Here is a 23,469-nt window from a genome sequence, read left to right as displayed (position 1 = left end):
GTTATAAGACCTTTGCGTCAAAATCTCCCACAGATCCCACCAATTTTTTTGCATAGTATAGTCGTGTTATTGGTGAACTCATTTGTGAAATTTGTGTTTAAAAGCGTTTCATTTTTGAAATTGTTGCGGGAATAAGTATAGCTGTAAACAAAATAAGCATTCAATAACCAAAACCCTCACAATAGCAAGGGTTTTTGGTATACTTCATACGTTGAAATTAAAGCTTTGTTAAGCATTCATATCTGTAATATTCTTATAATAGAGGATGACGTCTTTAAGCTCTATCAGCGGTAGCTTGCTTTCGCTGAGTGATGAGAAGACCGCTATATCGATCTGCAACCAGGCCCCGTTGTTGACAGGCTGATGCTGGCTATACCATGTTTTAAGCGTATTGGCCAGACGGCACACAAACGGGTCGGAGTTGCTGAAAGATGGTTGGCATCCTCCGGCAGGAATCTCATAATCCGTTGGGATCTCAAAAGTGAACGGTGCTGCCAGCAAAACAGGCAGTTCTATCGCAGGGAGAAGATCACCTGACGAGGCCAGCAGAGGATAATTCCATGATACGCTGAGCTTCACCAATTGCTCTGCCAGTTCATCGTACGTAAAGAAAGTACTGAAGAAGTTGGCCAATTGCTGGGCAAGCGGAAGGTTCAGTCCTGTATCATTATTAATCCTTGCGATATCAAAGGTATCATCGCTGCTGAGCAGTGGGATCAGCTTATTGGAGAACCTTACCAGCGGTGTGCGGTAAATAAAGTCGTTCACTGTTGGATTATAAGGCACGAGATCTTCATTACGTATGATAGACAGGCCTGCCCATGCATACTGGAACTGTAAGACATTCAGTGCATCTACATTGACATTGCGCGATGGAATATTGAAGGATTCTTCCCATGACAGATAGGTTTTATCTGCAGCCTGATACCAATACGCATTAGGAATAGGCACGCCTTTCTTATCGGTGGCATTCACTTTCGTATAGTTGTCAATTGTCACGTAAGGGGTTTGCGGCAGTTCTGCTTCCAGTACAGCTTTAGTACCACGGTACAGCAACAGATCACTGGTAGACATATCCACAGAAGGTACAATGGTCACCAGCAGTCGGTTGTCGAAATCAGTATCATCTGTCTGACGGATGATGAAATCGTAGGCACGGGCGGTACCATTACTATTAGGGTTGCTGAAAAGCAGACTGTTGAATTCGCTCCAGGCAATAGCAAGGTTATTGGACAAAGTAACCATCGTTTGTAATGCATAATAAGCATTTGCCAGATTAGTATCGCTGTTATCTGATTGAGCATTAATCAGTTTCAGATAACGGTTGAAATCGTCCAGTACCTGTGGCCATACGGTTACGAATTGCGCCAGATCACTGAATAGGTCGCGGGAAGGTGCTCCGAACATTTTTGCGGAAGGATTCGGAATCATGTTGAACTCAATATCAGAAAATATCTTGTCCTGCGCAGCCTGATCTTCGGTATAGGAATATGTAAAATCCCATTCGGATGCTTTGGCCAGACGCGTTTTGGTAGTATCGCCTTCTACAGACACGCCTTTGCCTGTTTGTGTGATCAATGTAGGCGGTGTAGGATAGTTTCGTAGCACTACAGGAATATCTACGTTACCTAAGCTTTGCTGCAGAGATGAAGTAACAGACGCTGCCTTAAGCGTGCTGCTATTACTTCTAACATCAGCAGGAATAATAAAGGTAAGCCAGTTGGATCCCTGATAGCCATTGATGCCTGCCACATCACTGATGTCACATTCCACATGGGTGACCACATACGTCATATCCAGATCTACGCTGGTAAACTCCTTCGCATTTTTAGTCGTAAAGCTGAAAGTAAGGAAGGAATCCGTATCGGTGGCATCCTTTTCATTCAGTTGGATCTTGGAGGTGGAGATGCTGTATTCTTTCGCTTCACCATCTGTTTTGTTACCGATCACCGGCGTACCATAAAGGCGTGGGGGTGTTTGATAGCTGCCGGAAGCCACAAAGTCTGATTCCGCTGTTACTTCAAATTGTACCAGAGCATTGACGGTGTACGCATTGCCAAGCTGGTTGAGCAATTGCTGTTCGAATTTATCTTTCGCATTGCCAAGGCTGGTATGGTCACCCGATGCAGTTGAAACATAAGGCGCTGTGAGCACAGGCTCTACTGCCGAAGCAATGGCTCCGGCCAGCTTAGTTTTAGCATTCGTGATGGCTTGTAGATAAGTATTGGCATCAATCCCCTGCGTCTCCAGCCAGGCTTTTTCCTCATCTGATTTCAACTGATCCACAAGGAAAGCCGGTATAGCATAATCTGCACTCAGGAACACATCAATGGCATTGAGGGATTGTGCGCCCCAGTTATCCATATCTATCCCTGTAAACGTCTGCACTTCACCTTTGCTGCAATCCAGACCCTGACCTGTCAGATAATCACATATAGGGACGCCAGCTTTGGAAACAAGGCTTGTCGCCAATGGCTTAGGTGCATAGAATACCGCATTCAGCAAACTGTAAGTATAAATATTAATTCGGTACTGATTAAACTGTTCTTCCGTAAGTTGTTGCTGCAAAGCGGTGTCAAACAGGTCTCTGCTGTCATACAGAGTATCAACCAACGTATTGATCGCAGTGGTTACATCGCCCGGGACGCCATCTGCTGTCAGCTGTGCAATAGAATCAGCCGTTAACTGATAAGTACCCGCCTGGTTGACCTGCCAGTAAATACCCTGACCGGATTTTAAGCCCATGCGGACTACAAACACAGCCTGGTTATTGGCACCGCCTGCTGTTGCAGCATTTGTGCCGATGGCGATCTTCAATTCATAATTATCAACACTTAAGAACGCGGCTTCAAACAGGGCAGCAAACTCATTCAGGCTGTACTGCGGATCAGTGCCGTCCTCTGTTGTGGACATCGTTTTCGGTTTCACCTGCGTAAGAGCCTGGGTGACCAAAGTACTGTCTTTAAAGTCTGTATTCACATAATTCAGGTCTCGGTAAAAATCAAGATTGACAGTGAGCTGCAATATGGAATGGGTATCGATATCTGCTATATTAACCGGGCAGGTGAGCGGGTTCATAACCGGAGCTGTACCCTGATTCCCCTGGCTTCGTGCAGATAAATACGTATAAATATCTTTTACAAACTGCAGCAACTGGTTGAACTGGTCTCCGGAAAGATCGGTGGCTTTGCCAGGAGTAAGCGATGTGCTGAGCGTGGCGGTCAATGTATTTTTACCATCTACAGGATTTAACTGGGTCAGTTGATAATATACATTCGTGTAGGTCAGTAAATCATTGGCGGCATTCTGCTTCCAGTCCTGCTGCTGGTCTGCCGGTACATCCGGCAGCTCGTTATAGCGTTGCGTATTGAAGTTGAATTCCAGCTTCAGTTCCGGTTCATTATCGGTACCGAGGTCAAACAAATAGCTCAGTTCCACACTTGGCCATTTACCCAATCCTTTCAGTTCATCCACATAACCTGTCTGAATAGGAAGGTTATTGATTGGTGTGGCAGGATCCAGCTGCGGATCACTGAATGGAGTAACCGTTTGGTTACCATAATAATCCACCCAGTCAAAATGCACCTGCACCGGATGACCGATACCGCGGTAAGGGTTTCCATCTTCCTGCGGATAGCCGGCCGGATAGCTCATAAATGGATTCGGTTTAGCGAACTTGGCAATAGGCACCACCTGGTTGTAATACCATATCAGATCGTCGTCACTGGTGTCTGTTTTACCCAGCACATCATCCTGTGTCTGCGGCTTGGCAGGTCCTGTAGGTAAGCCTACAATACTTTCCGTAAACCAACTGTTCTCTACCACCTGATAACTCAGAAGGTTGTACATATTGTTGAGGTATACTTCTGCATAATCAGGATCCGTTACTTTAGGTTGTTTGTCAGGATCAGGATTCGTACGGTTCAGATCGAATCCGGCAGTACCTTGTTGTACGGCCGTTACTTTATGCAGAATCTGATCGTTGATGGTAAGAGTGGTCGGATTCACAAAGATATTCACTACATCCCTTGCAGCCCAGGCCATAGCAGCCATGTCTATAAAGTAATAGGCAGCAATGGTTTCGAAGGTAACACCTGCTTTACCGCCGATGGTATATTGTACCTGAGGTAACAAGATGAGTTGCCAAAGCGGAAGGTTATTCCAGTTGCTGATGCCAGGGTTGAGCTGTTGGATAGCTGCTGCATCCACTTCATAATAGGCTGCAATGGAGCTCAATGAATTACCGGGACCCTTGGTTCCTACTTCGGCTGCCAATCCATTAAAGGAGATAACAGGTACAGGATATTGTGCAGGGTTTGTTACATCTGCTTTAGTGTTGAGGGTTACTTTTTTATTCAGCTCTACCAGCTCGGCAGGCAGTATATTGAAGCGGGCCGTAATGCTATCGATGGTATCATCAGGACTGTTAACATAGTATGACAGTCCTTTCTGCATTTCGCTTTGTGCATAGACCACACAGGAGTTGGCATCGATCTTATCTCCTGTTACGGCGCAGGTCATATAATCGGTTGGTTTGTTATTGTACTGGCTGCTGTAAGTGACTAATAGACGTACATTAGCTGTATCCCCCTTACCGAATACACTGGAAGGGAAACCTGTATTGCCTTCAGTTTCGTTGTACATCAGGTAATAGCCTCCTGAACGGGTAATGCTGCACTCCCAGAGCAGGCGGATGAAATCGTAGATACTGTTCAGTACACCTGTGGTAGGTGCTGCTTCAGCTTCCTCTCTTGTCGCCATTTTCAGGGAGGTATCAGGATTGGTTTCAGTAGACAAGTTGGCTTGTACGATAAATGTTTTCATGTGCTCCATGCCAACAGATAACAATCCGTCTGAGCCTTCATACAGCCATTGTATATCAACGATCTTATCCGTGTTATTGTTGGCTGATTTTGGATCTAATGCCAGCAACAGTCTTTGCAGAATAGTAGCATCTGCTTCACTTGCCCCCAGAAGTTCATAGCTGTAAGCATTGACAGAAGCGGTAGAATCAGTATCGAGAAGTTTAAGCTCTATATCTACCATCGTACTCCATCCGTAATAAGAAGATGGCCAGTAATCCATCACCCCTTTGGCAGCATCGTACTGTCCTATCTGAACGCTGAACGCTGAGCCTTGCTCTTTATGCAGTGCCAGTTGGTTGAGCATACCGGAAGGGAACTGCCAGATCAGTGGTGATACATTGCTTTGGTCTCCCGGAGATCCGTAAGGTAAATTCAACGCTCCTGATGTCTGCCATTTTGTAGTAGTCTGGAAAGTGTATTGTACCGCCTGCAGATTGAAAGGCTGCATAGGCGCGAGTTCCAGTACATCCGGCTGTATGCCTGTTTCCTGTGCATAGGTAAGCAGGGTACTGATTTGGTTAAGATCTTCAGTCGTTAAGGTTATATTGAGGGTGTTGCCACCTTCTTCCTTCATTGTTTTTCCGTTAAACTGCAGCCAGCTTAAAGAATTGTTGATCAGCTGTATCGAGAAGTCGGCAGGTATGGTAGCCGGCAGCGCAAATTCCTGACCGGTCAGTGCATATAGGGCGCAATTGGAACCGGTACAAGGTGAACCAGCCGAAAGGGTAAGGCCCGGAAGAGTGGTAGGCAGACGCATACCATGTAATTGATAACGTGATACCATACCAGACAGTTGTCCATAAGAATTATTATCGGTAAAGTATTCCAGAATACTGCTTACGGTAAGGTATTGCAGACCCGGAATATTGGCATTGGTATATCCTTTGCCGTCGTAGAATAATTTGTCCTGCTGCTGGTTGGCATAATTGGTGGCCAAGAGGGCTGCAGTAGTATTATATTGTTGTGCTAATGTATCCAGCGTGTCAGCCTCAGCTGCATCGCCGAAGGAAACGGTAGTATGGATAAACGGCTGAACCAATACCTGACCCAGCGGCTGGATTTGCAGGGCCTGTACCTGTAAATCAGCCGCAAGGTCCTGAGGGGTAACCGTAGCATTTGCTAATATGGAAATAGCAGCTGCCATACTGGTAAGCGTATCACCCGGTACAATAGTATATGGGATCGTATTGTATTCAAAGCCGTTACCTGCAATGAATAATCCTGGCGTTATCTGGTTTTGCATCAGTAAAGCACTTACGTCGAGTTTTTTGTATACGTCCGTGCAGATGCCATTAAAGGTGTCTTCGTTTTTGGCCGTATAGATGGCCGCACCAATGATCAGCCAGCTGCCCATCATGAGAACTGCTGTATTTTGGAAACTGGTATCAGCGGCAAGATCACTAACCGTTGTTTTTAATCCGGCTGCTACTGCATTGATGGTATCGGTAGCCAGTACATTATAGGAATTGCCTTTATAAGTAAGCGTTTGAGGTGCCAGTAATCCCGGCACAGCTGCATTTTCTGTGATCAGCATGGTTGCTGTAATGGCATATATAGCCGCCACAGAAGTGAAGGTATCGCCATCTGCAATATCATACATGACACCCGTTATGACTACCGGATTATTGCCGGTAAGCGGATGAGTCTGATTAGCGATAGCGATGTCCTGTACATAAACCTTATTGCTCGTTCCGTCAACACTAATACCATTAGCCCAGTTGACCATAGCAGATAAGCTGTTGCCATTGCTGAGACGATAGGTAAAGTTGTCCATCGCATCGGATGCATAACCTGCCAGCTGCTTGCCTAAGAGTACAAAATAATCTTCAAACACAAAGGTAGACATACTCCATTGCTGTGGATCGGATACTGCAAATCTCGCAGCAGTCGCTGTTTCTTCCTGAACTTTTACAGCCAGTTCATTGAACCATTCTTTTACAGCCGACAGGTATTCCTGTGTGGCCATATTATAATTATTGAACTGAATGTCCAATGAGATATCAGGCACCTTCAGTTCAAGATCAAAGAACATAGGGAAGATGGCTGCTGCGGTCAGATTGTCTTGCAGCAACTGAACGTTAACCGCCTGGAAGCTGTTTTGCAGGAAGCTGAGCAGATCATGGGTTGGTATAGGGAAAGGATTACTTTCGCTGGACAGGAAGGCGATCAAAGCATCGAGATCCGCTTTTGAAATACCTTCCGTATCTACTTCTGCACGGGCAGATTGTGATGGAGTATGATCAATATAGTTCAGCACCAGCCAACGGAAGAAGTCAGCGCATAAATATTCAAAAGAAGTTGTAGCTCCACTGCCGTCACCTGATGGATCAGGTGCATCGGTGAACAGGGTCGCTACATATTGTGCAGTCTGGTCTTTCAGGTTTCCGTTTTCAGGCCCTGCAACGGTCAAGTGAGGCACAAAATACAGATTCAATGTAGGCAGACTATCCGCAGAAGTTGCTGCTAATACAGAACTGTAGTTAATAGGCATATGAGGTGAACGTCTTATCACCATTTGATCAGGCCAGATTTCCTCTGTTACATCAAATGCATCAAGGGTTGCAAATTCAATAGGCAAAGCACCATCAAGCGGTGTTGCTCTGCGGGCTGGTGCAATTCGTACAGTAGCCGCAGGTGTAGACAACCGGGCAGCAGCATGTGGCGCTCCAAGATTGTTGTTCCAAGGCGCTTTGGCGGTTTGGTCTGTCCCAATGGTGAGGTCAAAGCGTATTTTGGCCGTAAACGTAAAGTGAATGGTAATGGAGAAGATCCCCAGATTCAGTTTAGCGGAAACCCTGACATCCACTGAAGCTACAATTGCCAGTGGTATTTTGTTATAGGCTTCAAAAGTAGCCTGTGCATAAACCATGACGGTAATATTGACACTGGCCGATATGATCCCGAAGTCGATAGAACCGTATAATTTACCAATAATTCCAATGGTGCCCTGCAGGTAATAATAATAAGAGGTTTCTACCTGTTCCTTATTGCTTTCCTGTAAAGCTCCGCTGTAAGGATAGTAGGCGGCGATCACTCCTTCAATAATACCAAACATGGTGATGCTGAAACCGGCATCAAGTATACCATAATTTACGCTATAGCCCACACCTACCTGCAAGCCGATTCCAAATACGATCACCGGATTAAAGTTTCCGTAATTGGTTTTAGGGACTTTATTGGTCGTGGCGCTGCTGAGTTTGCCGAAATAGAGACCTCCTGAACCCATAGCAGGGATACCCGGTGGCACAATGGCCTGCAGCGTGAACGAACGGGAGAAGTCCATGTTATAAGGGAATCCAATATCCACCATGAAATCACCGTTGGTATAAATTTCAATGCCAAGGGAAGGCAGCGTAATATTGACTGCTCCAAACTGCAGATAGCGCAGGGCATTAGGCAGTGTCAGATCTATTTGATAGACCCCGATAGAATCGGAGATCTTTTTATACATGATCTCAAAATCAAGCCCTTCGAATATCTTGGCTTTGCCACCTGCCATGGCGATGCGCAGACCGTACAGATTAGGATCGTTAAACACAACCTGCATATCCAGTGTCCATACCGGTTTATCCTTGGTACCTGCATTCAGTATCCCAAAATTGGTGGCGATCAGCCAGTTGCTGTCTTCGTTGAACTGCAACAGGGTATTGCCAGAACCCGGTCCTATAGGCACGGTACCCGGTTTAGGTTCGGTAAAGGCTTCCTGCATGGCCTTGGTTACATCTTTAATGGAATTATATTGGGCTGGATTGACCAATTCTACGTGCTGACCCATGGCCAGCAAACGCAGATCGAAATATTGGTTGCCCTGTCCCGGTACTTCCGGCATTTTCTGAATGTCCTGTCCGCCGGTGGAAGGCTTGAACAGGTTACTGTCGTTGATAGAAGGCACCACGGAACTACCGTCGAAGGTAATGAATACCCCTTTCTCGGTTTTGGTAAGGTTGATGCCGTTAATATTGATGAATACAAGGTTAAGCGTTTTAGGCAGTTTATAGGTAACCTTGATGTCTTTTGTGTCGAGGTTGTAAGTCACCGAGAATCCGTCCAGACTTATTTTGTTCAGTATATCCCATGGAGCATCGAGTTCAAATGTCGGGTTGAACAGCATCTTCATGAAAGAAGTGATCAATCCGCCCAAAGTCCAGTTTTTAATGGAGAAAACAATGGTACGGCTTTGTCCACTTATATCATACATGGCGGTAAAACCTTCCCAGGTAATGGCGAGCTGCTGGTTGTTTTCGGAGAAATTATAGCTGATGCCAACGGTGGCATTGAAGTAATCCAAGGTTACACTTCCCAATACACCGCCGGAGTATTTTCCGGTGGCAGAATCATTGCTTGCGGCTTCATATTTCAGCCAGAGATTGGCAATAATATTGATTTTCTGATCGATAATCGGGAAATTAAAGATCCATTGCAGACCTCCTTTTACTTCATAGCTGCTTTTTCCTGTTCCGCTTGGAATGGTGGCATTGAGGGAGAATTGTGTAATATTTAAGCTGTCGGGAAGGAAGCTGGTAGGCAGACTGATGGTTTGGAATAATTGTTTAATGAGTTCGCCCAGATTTAAATTACTGCCTTCAGGCATAGCCAGACTTAAGTCCCATCCGTCAGATGAATTGTAATTCACATCCGTATTGAGCTGCAGGCTGCCAATGGCAAATAATCCCGATACCTGTGCTGTAAATATACTTGGACCTGAACCGCTTGCAGGTGAAGAAGAAGTCAGGCGCAGGGTACCATCAGTTACCGAAACATTCGTGATGAAATTAATGTCAATATTGGCGTTGGCATAAAACTCATAATATTTGCTGTTGATATCCATATTGATACCGAAAGCGGTAAACTCAACCAGCAGTAAATTTTCAGGAATGTTAATAGCTCCTCCTGTAATGGCTGATAATAAATTGTTAAACGTAACCGATCCGGTAAAGGCAGCAGAAAGCGTCAGGTCTGAAGTGATCTCCACATCGAAACCTCCCACAAATATAGTGGGGAAGAAGTTGACTCTGGCACTGAAATATAAACTTTGTGCATTCGTGGTACCCGGACCAATGATGACCCAGTTCACATCGAATTGCTCAATAACAAAATTGTCGAAAAGCGTCCATGCGCCATTCGATCCTATATATGCTGATACGCTGGTTATGCTCAGCCCGTTGTTGAAATCCAGAGAGGTATTAAATCCTTTGAAAGAAATACTGTTGAGGTACTGCTGTAGAGTGGGTGGGATTGTCTGAAACCAGTTCTGCCCGGCCATCAGTCCAAATAAACTGAGCGGGGTAAGGGGTTTGTCCGGTTCGGAAGCTACATTCAGCAGGAAGGAAGAGGATCCAGATTCAACGGCTGCGCTAAAATTCAGTACAATAGCATCGCCGGCTGCCAGTAACAGGCGGAAATAGAGTATAGGCGTCTGTACTTTTTCCGTCTCACCCGCTGTGGGCATCAACCCATCATCCGTTTCGTACTCAAGCCGCAATGCATCTCCTTCATCTTCCGGTTCTGTGGGAATGGTTTCTTCTTCGGTTTTGATCTGAAACCCTATACCAGGGTTGCTGACTTTCAGAAATCCCAGGGATATCAGGGTGGCATCTACATTGACAAAAAGATCAAGATCAGGATAAACGATATCTTCGTTGTTGACCTGCGAAGGATCTACACTTCCCACAAGAGCCAGCTGCGTGGATGAGCTCCAGGAAGTAAAGAAATTTACAACAGGCTGCAGCCATTTGGTCAGTGTAATAAGTGCTGCAAAGTTCTGCCCTTCCGTTAATGAAATATTTTTCTGCTGCCATTTAAAAGCAGCCACTTCATCCGTACTGAAAATAAAGGAAGGCGAAGTGTAAGGAAGATTGTCAAATACACCGCCGGTCATATACTGCCAGCTTGTTGCAAATACCCAGTTGGAGAGGTTGATCTGTATGGTAAACTGAACTTCATCCGCATCATTCGCTGTAACGGTCAGGGTGACGGAAGTATTAATCTTTTCTACATTGAGTATGGCCGCTGTTGCGTTGGTAATCGTTAGGGTGTTTTCCACGGGCTCAGGTATAGAAGTGCCGGAGGTGTCGATCAACAAAAACGAATCGGCAGGCAGCTTGTAGCTTTTGGACAAAAGATCGTCCAGCCCAGCCTGAGGGATCAGGTCCGAATCGGTAAAAGATGCTGCATTAATAGTAATGTTATTATTATTGGCAGCGGCCTGGCTCCTGAAGGTAGCAGCTAATTTGGATAAGCTCATAATAAAATGTTATTCGGTTAAACGTCTACAATTAATCCCATATGGTCACTTGTACTTCTGACCCTTCGGTAATTGTTCCAGCCAACAAAAGTGGTCATAGCCCCAATATTGCCTCTAACATAACCGCCATGCCCCGTAGGACCTGCAGGTGGAAGTGCTAAAGCGGAAGGTAATCCTGCCGCAGGCATTCCTGCATTCAAAGCCATAGCAGAATTGTATACCAGGCTTCCCGGTGGTGCGCCCACTATCGGCGGTGCATCACGGTTATACGTCGTACCGGTCACCCGGTTCACAATGGTGATATTAGTAGCGGGTCCAACAGCTGTTCCTCCGCCATATCGGGTCAATATATTATCCACACTCGAGAAAGTATCCTGGATCACATACTCATAACCGGGATATCCATTGGTCTGCCATGGCCTTGCACTATTATGTGACCTAATCATGGTACATACGTAGCCTTTGTCCGGCCATACATTGGGTGTGGGGTTGATCTGGCGTGTATAGCCGACACCTCCGGGAAAATTACCCAGCAACCGGTCATAAGCAATAGGTTGGAAATGGGTGTTAAAAATATCAACGTTAAAGTCCCCGACGATTACACCTACCTCATTGACGGCAAGGTTTGTCGTCATTTCCTGAATATAGGAAAGCTGGTTGGTACCGTCTGCCGACTGTTGTTTTTTCGGAGAAGCATGAAAGGAAAGTAATTTGATGGTTCTTCCTCCGTTTGCCGGTTCCCAGAATGTCGTTAAAAAAGGAGTTCTGTTAAAAGCATTCGGAAAATCCAATACCGGTGCTACACCGCCCACTACAGGTCCGCGGAATTGCCATTGACCGGCCAGATGGCGGTAGGGTATTCCCGGATTGATCAGGTTACCTCCACCGGGTGCATTCCCCACAGGGAGAGCACCTGCCCAGTTGATGCCGTAATTAACAAGATTTCCAGCTCCGATATTGGCCACTGAATCAGAGGGATTGGCTCCGCCCTGCCAGCCCCATGGACCTGTGAACTGTACATTGGCATGATTATAAAAAACGGAAATACCTTCCTGCACATTACCCTGTCCCAGTCTGAGGGGAGGAACAAGCCGCCAGTCGTTCGGTGCAGGAAACCAAACTCTTAACTGTTGAAGCAAAAACAGGCTTCCGGTTTCTCCACCTGCTGTGATCAGCGTGCCGGGAGTGCCCGTACCTGTAGATGTTTCTACCACCACAAAAATATCGGGGGTATTCTGGATAAGCGTTGTACGGATCACTTCTCTTCTGTAACCGGCCTGCGGTGGAGGGATCGTAAGCGTTCCATCCCGTTTCCGCTTCGCTCTGGGTTCATTTATTTTGTTGATTCCGAACTTTTCAATGTTCCAATATAAGATACGGGCCATAAGACATCATTTTTTAGGTTTATAGCAACAGGTTTATACATTTTTGTTATAGGCAGCATACCAGCCCAGACTTTTGGCTGTAGCTCCGGGATTGGGATTACCGAACAAAAGAAAGTCAGTGTTACCACCCGGTGGCAGTTTCAGGATACCCAGAAGTTTCAAAGCAATATTGGACAGGGTCAGCAGGTACGACTGCTGGTCCACTACATATTGAAGGCTCAGCTTATCGACAGCCAGCTTCAATACCCCCTGTATGCTCAGCAGCTTGGCATTACTGGCAGTACCGGGCAGCTTGATCCCTACAAAAGCGTTATAGCCGGGAGCTGCCATTTTAGAGCCTGGACTCCATGCGATAAGCAGACTGGCATTAAAACCCATACTGCTGGCCAACTCGCCGGGTGAACCCATATTAAGCGTCATCTGCAGACCATACCAATCCCCTGTAATTCCTGTAGCATTGATGCCGGGTAAGGAGAGTTTTAAATAGCCCTGACCCGATGGTGCTGAATCGTCATTACCGCTCAACAGCTTATTGATCTGTAAAGCAAAATTGGGATAAAGACTGTTGGCTCTGGCATTACTTTGCGATGAGTTAAACGCGATCTGCGAGGCATCAAAAGCATAGGTGGTCACCGTTGGCGTATTGAGATTAAAGGCCATGTTTACGTACAGATTACTGTAATTGAGTCCGCGTTGCAGGGTGCCATCATTAGATGCGATACCAAAGGAAAAAGCATCCAGCGGATAGTCTGAACCATCTTGGGTGGTTGCCTGAGCGATCATCGTATCGAAGTTGAGGTAGCCCCACATGGTAAATCTCGATTGTATGTCGAGTGCCGCAGGATCTGTCGTGAGGGTGTTGAATTGTATTTTAGTGATCTCTACATTGGTCAGCAGGTTACTGTCAAAGTAGAATAAATTATCGTCTTTATTGTCGAAAACATAGACCGGAGTACCGTTATGATCCTGATAAGTACCGTTCAGTACTACCGTGTTCAGGCTGTTCGAACCATACGGATTGTTGGTGCTAGTCACTTTATCGGAGAACAGATTGTTCATGGTGAGCTGTAACTTACTGGCAAAGTCCTTGATAGCGGTATTTTCAAACAATACCTGAAGGAATAATACTTTGAAATCGTAAGTAGCTCCGGCTGCTGGCTGTACCGGCTTATTGGGGTTCAGTCCCTGTGATATCTGTTGGGCATAAGCGGGATCAACGTAATTGATCAATCCAAACAATGAACTGATGGGATCCATGGTGATCACGCCACTGGCATCTACCCGGTTCACTTCTATTCCGAAATGATGCGCGTAGAAGTTTTTAAGGTTGATACCGCTGATTAATCCTTTTAATTGCTGCGGGAATTCCTGTAAATCAATCGTAGCTTTTAAAGCCAGAATACCATTCCAATTGGGATCATTGATGATAGCGTGAAACTTCTGATAATATTCCAGCTGACCGGAAGCAGGATCGGCCAGTGCTGCGCTGTAAGCATCTTCGGCTGCCTCCAGATAGGTCTGCAGCCAGGATGATACCGCAACCAGCTGATTATAAGCAGCGGCGGAATCGGTATTATTTTTATCTATGTTAAATGCATTGGCCTGGGTCCATTCTTTGGGATTTTTTACCCGGTCGATGATGGAACCTTTGCAGAATTTAAAGATCAATACATTATTGTAATCGGCGTAGGTATTGCTGGTGCCTACGTTCAGATCAAACGGCCAGTCTTCAATGGACATTTTATTGTTGAAGCCAGGTTGACTGCTCGAACCACCGCCAGGTGTATTCATGGTTGAAAACAAATCGCCAAGATATTGATTATTGGTCACCACCAGAAATTGCTGATTGGTAAGGAAGGCGCTTTGCATTTCCGGCATCAGGTTAATGAGGCTGAGCTGGTATTGTGGAGGTGCTGCCGGAGTGTGCCCCTCCGGGTTGAGGTATTCAGGCGAACCACTGTTGACGGTATTTTGTGCCAGATTCAGTAAACTCCAGTTACCATTGTTGTTCACATTGGCCACCAGGCCCTGTGGAGTAGTCGAGGCTGTATAGTCTGTAGCTGCAGTTTTGGCCATGGCTCTTTTGGCCTTGCTTTTACTGCTGTGTGGTGTAGTGAAAGCCGCCGATATCAATGTTTTTCTTTCCGCGCTGAGTACTTTGGATTCAAATGTGCCGATACCATCAGCACTAGGTGGAGGTACGGGGTTTACACCAAGATAAGGCGCCATGGGTACCGCAAAACCAGTGGTTTGAGGCATGTCTACCGAAGGTTCGTAAAAGCCGAGGAACCCAGTGATATTATTGCCGGGCGATGCCACCCCATGATCTTTAGCGTATAAAGATGCGCCCTGAGGCTGTGAAGCATATTGCACATTGCCGGGTGTGGAAGCAACGATATTGGCCCATGCTGTCAGATAAGTGCCGTCGAGTACGGGTTTGTCAGTGCCGGGGTTGGCCAGGGATACTTCCTGACCGGGAAAGTTGGCCGCAAAGGCAGCCTGCTTTGAGATAAAACGTATGGTGTCGCCGGTGATAGTGCCGGCGTTGTTTTTATAGGGAGTGAATGAAACCACTTCTGTACCGGAAAGACCGGGCAGTAAGCTGTACTGTCCGCTTTCATCGGCAAAAGCAGCCTGTGATACACCGGGATCGAGGTAGAAATCACCTTCGGGAGACAGGTAAAATGATTTAATCCCTGCAGCATCCTGCGGGGAAATGACAAAGCGTGCACTGTGGTCTGTCGGAAAAAGATTATTGACCGGAGCCCCTGAATCTACCATGTCCACTGCGGGCCATAAGGTAAGAGGGTAGCCGGTATTGATGGCATAATAACTGGGCAGGCTGGCTGATCTTGTTTTACCAGTATTGGCATTGTAGATCTGACCTGTAATGGCGAAATAGGTATTCAGTCCTCCATTATTGGCTACGTCAAGGAGATCGATTTCAGTCTGGGTAATGAGATAATCATTGGTACTGCCTGTTTGCAGAATAGGATAAGCAAAGTAAGACGGTGCTGTGCTGTCACCATAGTAATAGTTGTTTTGCAGACCGTATCCCTTAAAATCCAGGTTCATATTCAGCCCCAGCAAAAAACGGAAGGAGCCCGTACCCGGGCCGCTGAAAGGAATCGTAATGTCACTTCTGAACAAAGAGCTGGTACCCAATGTCTTATTGGCAAAGGTCATATTGGGATTGCCGGGTGTCCAGGTAAGCCGTAAAGCATTAGGATTTTCATCGGGTTGCATCTGCATCACGGTATTGTTCTGGATGGAGAGCGTACCGAAGCCACTGCCGACAGTTACGTTAAATGTTTGTCCCACGACAAAAGGCGCGCTGGTGCCAAATTGTGCAAAGTTGAGAACCGTTGTATTCTGAGTGGAAGGTTTTTGATCCGGGCTGCTTAACCATGCGGTCGTGAGGTTGGCCGTCACATTCTGCCGGAACGTCAACAGGTAAGGCCTGTAGTTATCGATAAAGTTCTTTATATCAGAGGGGGCTGCTTGGGCAAACAGGAAGTAGACCTGTTGCTGTGTTGCCACCTGAAAGCTGATGGTAAGGTCGGTATAAGAAGATCCCTCAGGAAGCAATAAAGCGGTCCAATGTTGTCCTGCCTGATTAAAAATATAGAGCGCAGAATTTCCTGAATTTTCATTGCTGAATATGATCTCTGTTTCGGATGGTGCCATAAGAATAATTATAGGTTGTGAATACTTTAACCAGGGCAGAAGAGCATAACAAGAATCACAACATCCATCAGTGACAGATTTAATACTGTGATTTGCTTGCCTGCAAAGTTGCCTACAGCAATTACTTGTTGGCCGGGCTTTAAAGAATGTATACCATTGAAAATTTCTGCGCTGTCCAGCTGGATAGCATCAGGGGCACCGGTCAAAACGGTCGTAGCTATATTAGCCTGACTGGTATTGGTGATCGAACAGATACAATCGCTTCCGTTATTGGTCAGTTTTTGTGCAAATTCAAAACGGGAAAGTGATACGGTATCAGCTTTAGACCTGATCAAACCCTGACCCATTGCCAGGGTATGACCAAGAATAATTAAAAAAAGGATCTGAAAGTGAAGTTTATAGCTGCACTTAGCTGGTTTGGCACTGAATAGTTGCCTCAGCATCATTTTGAGCATTAGTGATGTTTGTGATCGTGACTGTTGAGCCTCCAAAATCACCAAAAGCAGTAACTACAACGTTAGGAGAATTAGGTTTCAAGGAGTAAACTCCATCGAAAACTGATCTAGACTGGCTAGGATCGTCTACAATAATACCGGTTGCAGGTGCTCCTGAGATAGCGAATTTCAGTACGTTGCTTCTGCTGGAGTTAGCAATAGTAATAGTCGCGTTTGTGCCGTTTGCTGTGTTCCAGGTGCAAAATTGACCTGATTTAATGCTGGCTGTTCCGTTTTGGTTGATTACCGGGTTTTGTGATGCCATAATTATTAGTTTTAAGGTTATAAAATATTTTTGAAAAAATGTAATGTTACTACGGGATAAAGGACTTAATTTTTAGAGTCATAATAGCTCTCCTTCATTTTTAATCTCAATTCTATCTTATCTTAGACCTATCTGGTCTTCTCTCTTTTCTATTTTGTTTTATCATCGGGCTTTTCAAATTAGCCTTTGTTTATAGATAAGAAGCTTGATTAAAGAACAATTCAAAGTAAAGAAAATAAAATAATCCCCTGATAAGTGAAAATACCGGAATTATGAATTACGTATTTATACGTAAATGATAATTTGTTTATATCCAATGGGTTATAGTTGATTGTGATACGGTTTGTTGGAGAGATGACTTTCCTTCTATTCCAATTAAAGATCAACAGTTTTAAAGATTGAAAATTTGCAAAATAGTGATTCGAAAATAGTGCAGTATAGATAGAAAAAAGCAAAAAAAATCCTATTAAAATTGAAAAATTATTTTACATATAAACAGAGTATTTGAAAGTATAATATTAATTAAAATATAAAATTTGTCCCTAAAAGTGTGGTACCACGCGTGTTAAAAGATGAAATTATTATGATTATTTTTTCATTAACTATTTGATGATTCACAATAAAAATATACTTTTGCAATCAATAACATAAATCTTAATTGATGACGCTGTTATTAAAAAAAAACAAACAAAAACTAACCTTGAAAATAAATTAGATCATGAAAATGAACACAACTACACTCCATTTCATTTTACTCAATCATCACAATTCATTGTTTCTAACAATTTAAAACACAGTAAGCACTCAAAATTTCTTTAGAGCACAAGTCGTATTGAACCGATATGGCTGATTCGAATATTTCCACCCATCAGATGGAGATCATGCTATGTAATGAAAGCATGATTGGTATTTCTGCCATCGATTCGGAAAAAAGAATGGTCTTTAGGGATGATTGAGAATTTTGCTTTTGTATTGGTGATGATTTTACACCTTTTGATCAGCCAAAATACTTACAAAATCAATGGTTATTCATTGATTAAAGCTACTGTTTTGCGGTGAGATCATTTTTTATGGAGTTCAGAAACCATTCAAACGAAGCGGAACCGAAAAGCTAACGAGTAGGAAAACATTACAATTTACATATGAAAAAAACACTCTTTTTTTTATTACTATTTATCAGTCTGCAGTCATTTGCTCAATGCTGGAAAAGTATAAGCGTTGGACTTTCCCATTCGGTAGCCATAAAAACAGACGGAACCCTTTGGGCCTGGGGAAATAATGGCAGCGGAGAATTGGGAGACGGTACCGCCGTAAACAAAAGTGTACCCGTTCAGGTAGGAACGGCCAATAACTGGCTCAAAATATCTGCCGGAAGTGCATCTACGCTTGCCATTAAAACAGATGGAACCCTCTGGTCCTGGGGATTTAATCTCTATGGACAATTAGGGGATGGTACCACTTCAAATAAATATTCACCCATACAGATTGGAACAGCGACTGACTGGCAAAGTATCAGTGCAGAAGGTGTCAAGGCAATGGCCATAAAGACAAACGGAACTTTATGGGCCTGGGGAAGTAATGGCCTCGGATTATTAGGTTTCCCAAATACAGGTAATGTAACGACTCCCACCCAGGTAGGTACCGATACCAACTGGAGAAGTATTTCATTGGGAGGATCTCATACCCTTGGCATAAAAACAAACGGAACCCTTTGGGGATGGGGAATTAATGACAAAGGTCAATTGGGTGACGGAACTATCATCAGTAAGTATACTCCTATTCAAATAGGAACAGCGGCCGACTGGAAAGAGGTGGCTGCAGCTAATGGTCATTCTATAGCGACTAAAACAAATAATGTTCTTTACACCTGGGGACGAAATGATCAGGGACAATTGGGAGACGGTACTGCCAGTCCATACAGCTCTACACCGATTGCCATTTTTCAGGGAATTCAGAGTATTGCAGCAGCAGGCCTGCACTCTGCATTCATTACGGCCGGTGGTTCTCTCTACACATTTGGATGGAACACAAGTGGGCAATTAGGAGATGGAACAACAGTCAACAGAAATACACCAACACTTATAGGAACAGCTTTTGATAGGAAAATTGTTAATGTATCATCTGGAAATACAATGGTTATCAATGTAGATGGTTATTTGTCAATTTGTGGAAGTAATGAGATTGGACACTTAGGTGACGGTACCAATATTCAGAGAAATACATTGACTCAAATTAACTGCTCAGTCATTTGTAATCCTCCAACCCAGTTATATACTTCTAATATCACTTCTACAACAGCTACGTTAAACTGGTTACCATCAGCAACAGCACCAAGCGGAGGATATGTATATGCTTATGGGACTTCACCAACTATGGGAGCGGCCAACGGAAATACGGTTTCTACAACAGGCAGTGCAACCAATTTATTGCCTAATACCACTTATTATTGGTGGGTAATGTCAAGCTGTGGATCCTCTCAGAGCAGCTGGATTCCTGGAGGATCTTTTACAACCCTTGCTCCTACAGGCTGCTGGCAAAAAATTAACGGAGGTTATGCCCATTCATTTGGAATAAAAATAGACGGAACACTCTGGGCATGGGGCCGGAATACTGAAGGACAGTTAGGTGACGGTACAACAACTGCCCGTCTTACCCCTAAACAAATAGGAACAGCCAATAACTGGAAAAAAATAGAAGCAGGACAGTTTTTTTCTATCGGAATCAAAACAGACGGAACACTTTGGGCATGGGGAAGTAATGATTATGGTCAGTTAGGAGACGGAACTACTGTTAGCAAAAACATACCTGTACAGATAGGAACATCTACCGACTGGGTGAATATTGTCACCGGAGATTCTCACACATTGGCCATAAAAGCAAATGGAACCCTATGGGGTTGGGGATCCAACTCTTCAGGACAGTTAGGAGATGGGACAGGTACAAATAAACTTATTCCGACCCAAATAGGAACAGCAACCAACTGGAAAAATCTGGCAGCAAGTAATACACATTCTCTGGGGGTAAGAACCAACGGTACTCTTTGGGCATGGGGATATAATGCTTATGGACAAATAGGTGACGGTACAACAACTAACCGATATGTACCCACACAAATAGGTACAGATACAGGTTGGGCAGACGTGGCGGCCGGATTTTATCATTCTGTGGCAAGAAAAGCCAATGGAATACTTTATACCTGGGGTAGAAATAATTATGGACAGCTGGGAGATGGTAGCAATACCAACAGGTTGTCTCCTGTCTCAGTATATGATGGGGTTCAAAGCATTGATGCGGGATGGTATCATACTATTGGAACCACAACGTATGGAAATATGATTTCCTGCGGATATAATGCCGATGGAGAATTAGGGGATGGGACGACTACTGATAAAAACTGGTTTACTTCAGGAAATTCTACCGATAATTATCTAATTTCTGCAGGATCATTCCATACTTTTTCTATGGATACCAATGGCTTTTTGAAAGCTTGTGGATATAATTCCAATGGGCAATTAGGGAGTGGTAATACAGCCAGCAAAAGTACCCTTACGGCTATTGCCTGTCCTACCATCTGTAATGCGCCAAGCCAGTTGTATGTTTCCAATGTGACTTCTACAACGGCTACTCTTAACTGGTCAGCGGCAACACCGGCACCTGCAGGAGGATATATATATACCTACAGTACTTCTCCCGGTATTGGAACTGCTAATGGAAATACAGTTTCCACAACAGCAGATGCAACCAATTTATTGCCTAATACCACTTATTATTGGTGGGTGATGTCTTATTGCTCACCCAGCCAAAACAGCTGGACATCAGGAGGTTCTTTTACGACACTTCCTCCTGCGGGATGCTGGCAAAAAATTGCTGCCGGTGAAACTCATTCATTAGGAATCAGGTCAGATGGAACTCTTTGGGCCTGGGGAAGCAATCAATATGGTCAGCTAGGTGACGGAACCACTACAGATAGAAATGTTTCCAATCAGATAGGGACTGCAAACAACTGGAAAAAAATTGTAGCCGGTGCCAAGTATTCCATCGGAATCAAAACAGACGGAACCTTGTGGGCTTGGGGATACAATAATTACGGCCAGCTGGGAGATGGAACTATTACCAACAGAAGTACCCCTACACAAATAGGAACCGCGACGAATTGGGCAGATGTCTCCATTAAAAGTGGCCATACATTAGCAATAAGGACCAACGGAACCCTTTGGGCATGGGGATATAATAACAACGGGCAGCTAGGAGACGGTACAACCTTTACTAAAACAATACCTTTACAAGTAGGAAGCGCTACTAACTGGAGAAATATTGCAGCAGGGACTGATTTCTCTCTGGCTGTGAAAACTGACGGTACACTTTGGGCATGGGGTACGAATGGATTTGGCCAATTGGGTGACGGTACAGCAGTAACCAGAACGATACCTACACAAATAGGAACAGAGACCAATTGGGCCAATATTGCTGCCGGAGCTTTCCACTCGGTAGCAACCAAGACGGGTGGATCACTGTATACCTGGGGAAGAAATAATCAGGGACAGTTAGGTGATGGTACCTATACCGACAGATCTGTACCTACTGCCGTAACCGATCAGGTTAAGAGCATTGATGCAGGATGGTATCATACAGTAGGAATAAGAACCACCGGAAATATATTTGTGTGTGGACAGAATAATTATGGACAGCTGGGTAACAATACCACCACTACCAGTCCAAACTGGATCACGATAGGAAATGAGATCGACAACAGCATCATTTCTGCAGGAGCCTATCATACTTTAACAATAAACAATGATGGCTTTTTGAAAGCTTCCGGAAATAATGAAAATGGAAGATTAGGCGACGGAACTACAATTCAGAGAAATGCTTTCGTTTCTATTGCCTGTTCTTCGAACTGTATTCCTCCGAGCCAGCTGTATACTTCCAATATTACTTCTTCAACAGCGACGCTTAACTGGGTATCATCAACAACAGCTCCAAATGGAGGGTATTCATATCTTTATAATCTTAGTCCGGTTGTTGGAGGTGCAGATGGAACTGCTCTTTCTACAACAGCAAATTTAACCAACTTATTACCTGGCACCACTTATTACTGGTGGGTGGCATCTAATTGTGGATCCAATCAAAATAATTGGATACAGGGAGGTTCTTTTACAACACTTCCTACCAATGCAACAGGCTGTTGGGATAATGTAAGTTCGGGATATACTCATTCTGCGGCAATCAAAACAGACGGTACACTATGGACATGGGGAAATAATAATTCCGGACAGCTTGGAGATGGTAGTACATTTGCAAAAAATACCCCTGTACAAGTGGGAACCTCAAATAGATGGGTGAAAGTAGCCAGCGGAATGTATCACTCTGTAGGACTCAAAACAGACGGAACACTATGGGCTTGGGGCGCTAACCAGGTCGGACAATTAGGTGATGATACGACCACCAATAAAAATGTACCAACACAGGTTGGAACAGCAACAGACTGGGTAAGTATTGGTACCGGGGATAATTTTACAGTGGCTTTAAAATCCAATGGAACACTTTGGGCATGGGGTACGAATACTGATGGTCAATTAGGTGATGGTACAAACGTGAGTAAAAAGGTGCCTACACAAGTTGGGACCGAAAATGACTGGAAATTTGTTGGCCCGGGAGGAATGCATATTATTGCAGTAAAAACCAACGGAACATTATGGGGGTGGGGATATAACAACCTGGGGCAATTAGGCTTTTCAGGGACCACGAATATACCGGTTCAAATTGGAACAGATACAAATTGGAAAAATGCTGTCGCAGGATATTTTCATTCGATGGGAATCAAAACAGATGGTACCTTGTGGGCTTGGGGAAATAATTCATATGGAGCATTAGGAGATGGAACCACTATTTCCAAAACCATTCCAACGCAAATAGGAACCGATAACAACTGGAAGAGTATTATTGGTGACTATCTTCATTCTTCGATGGGAATCAAAACAGATGGAACTCTTTGGGCATGGGGATATAATAATAACGGACAATTAGGAGACGGAACTACAACCACCAGACTTATTCCTACTCAAATAGGAACAGCTACTGATACAAAGGGTATGGCAGCCAATATGTACAACAGACTTGTTATCAATACCAACGGATTTTTATCAAGTTTTGGACGTAATAACACGGGTCAGGTAGGTGATGGAACATTTATTGAAAGAAGAATTTTCACTCCTGTTGGCTGTCCTACAAGTGTTGTTTTAAGAACTGATGAAGTTTCAACACCAATGGATCAGCTGAAAGTTTATCCGAATCCGGTGCGTGATATTCTGACCGTTTCTTATGACCAGAAGATTCTTTCGGTAACGGTTTACAATGCAGCTGGACAGCTGGTGCTTACTAAAACAATTAACGATACTAAAGGAACGATTGATGTTTCTGCTTTCGCTTCAGGAGTTTATCTGGTGAAAGTAAATGCAGCCAATGAGTTTACGAAAACAGTAAAAATAATTAAAAGATAAACATTAAGATGTGATGACAACCGCTAAGA

Annotated in this window: 6 protein-coding genes; 1 reads left to right on the top strand and 5 read right to left on the bottom strand. The window is 44.4% G+C overall.

Translation table 11 applies throughout. The features are described 5' to 3' along the window. Nucleotides 1-228: 228 nt before the first annotated feature. The 5 genes from LC419_RS00945 to LC419_RS00925 are packed head-to-tail and all read right to left on the bottom strand — an operon-like array spanning nt 229 to nt 16,940. Nucleotides 229-11,109 carry a LysM domain-containing protein gene (locus LC419_RS00945; RefSeq protein ID WP_223605578.1) on the bottom strand — a complete coding sequence of 3,627 codons (10,881 nt, stop codon included), beginning with the start codon at nt 11,107-11,109 and terminating at the stop codon, nt 229-231. A 17-nt stretch (nt 11,110-11,126) separates the two neighbouring features. Further along, a complete protein-coding gene (locus tag LC419_RS00940; protein WP_223605577.1) occupies nt 11,127-12,494 on the bottom strand; it encodes a hypothetical protein in 1,368 nt (455 codons plus the stop codon). A 33-nt stretch (nt 12,495-12,527) separates the two neighbouring features. After that, nucleotides 12,528-16,181, bottom strand: a complete 3,654-nt coding sequence (locus tag LC419_RS00935; RefSeq protein ID WP_223605576.1) for a hypothetical protein — start codon at nt 16,179-16,181, stop codon at nt 12,528-12,530. 26 nt (nt 16,182-16,207) lie between these two features. Next, nucleotides 16,208-16,624, bottom strand: coding sequence for a hypothetical protein (locus tag LC419_RS00930; RefSeq protein ID WP_223605575.1), 417 nt, complete (start codon nt 16,622-16,624; stop codon nt 16,208-16,210). After that, nucleotides 16,590-16,940 (bottom strand): hypothetical protein, encoded by a 351-nt coding sequence (locus LC419_RS00925; protein ID WP_223605574.1) that lies wholly within the window; start codon nt 16,938-16,940, stop codon nt 16,590-16,592. The genes LC419_RS00930 and LC419_RS00925 overlap by 35 nt, the downstream gene beginning before the upstream one ends. A gap of 1,142 nt (nt 16,941-18,082) precedes the next feature. Between LC419_RS00925 and LC419_RS00920 the strand changes: the two genes are divergently transcribed. Beyond that, nucleotides 18,083-23,440: a T9SS type A sorting domain-containing protein gene (locus LC419_RS00920; RefSeq protein WP_223605573.1), complete on the top strand. Its 5,358-nt coding sequence runs from the start codon at nt 18,083-18,085 to the stop codon at nt 23,438-23,440. Nucleotides 23,441-23,469: the final 29 nt, after the last annotated feature.

Source organism: Chryseobacterium sp. OSA05B (assembly GCF_019970065.1).
Lineage (GTDB): Bacteria > Bacteroidota > Bacteroidia > Flavobacteriales > Weeksellaceae > Chryseobacterium.
This window is presented reverse-complemented; position numbering and strand designations above follow the sequence as displayed.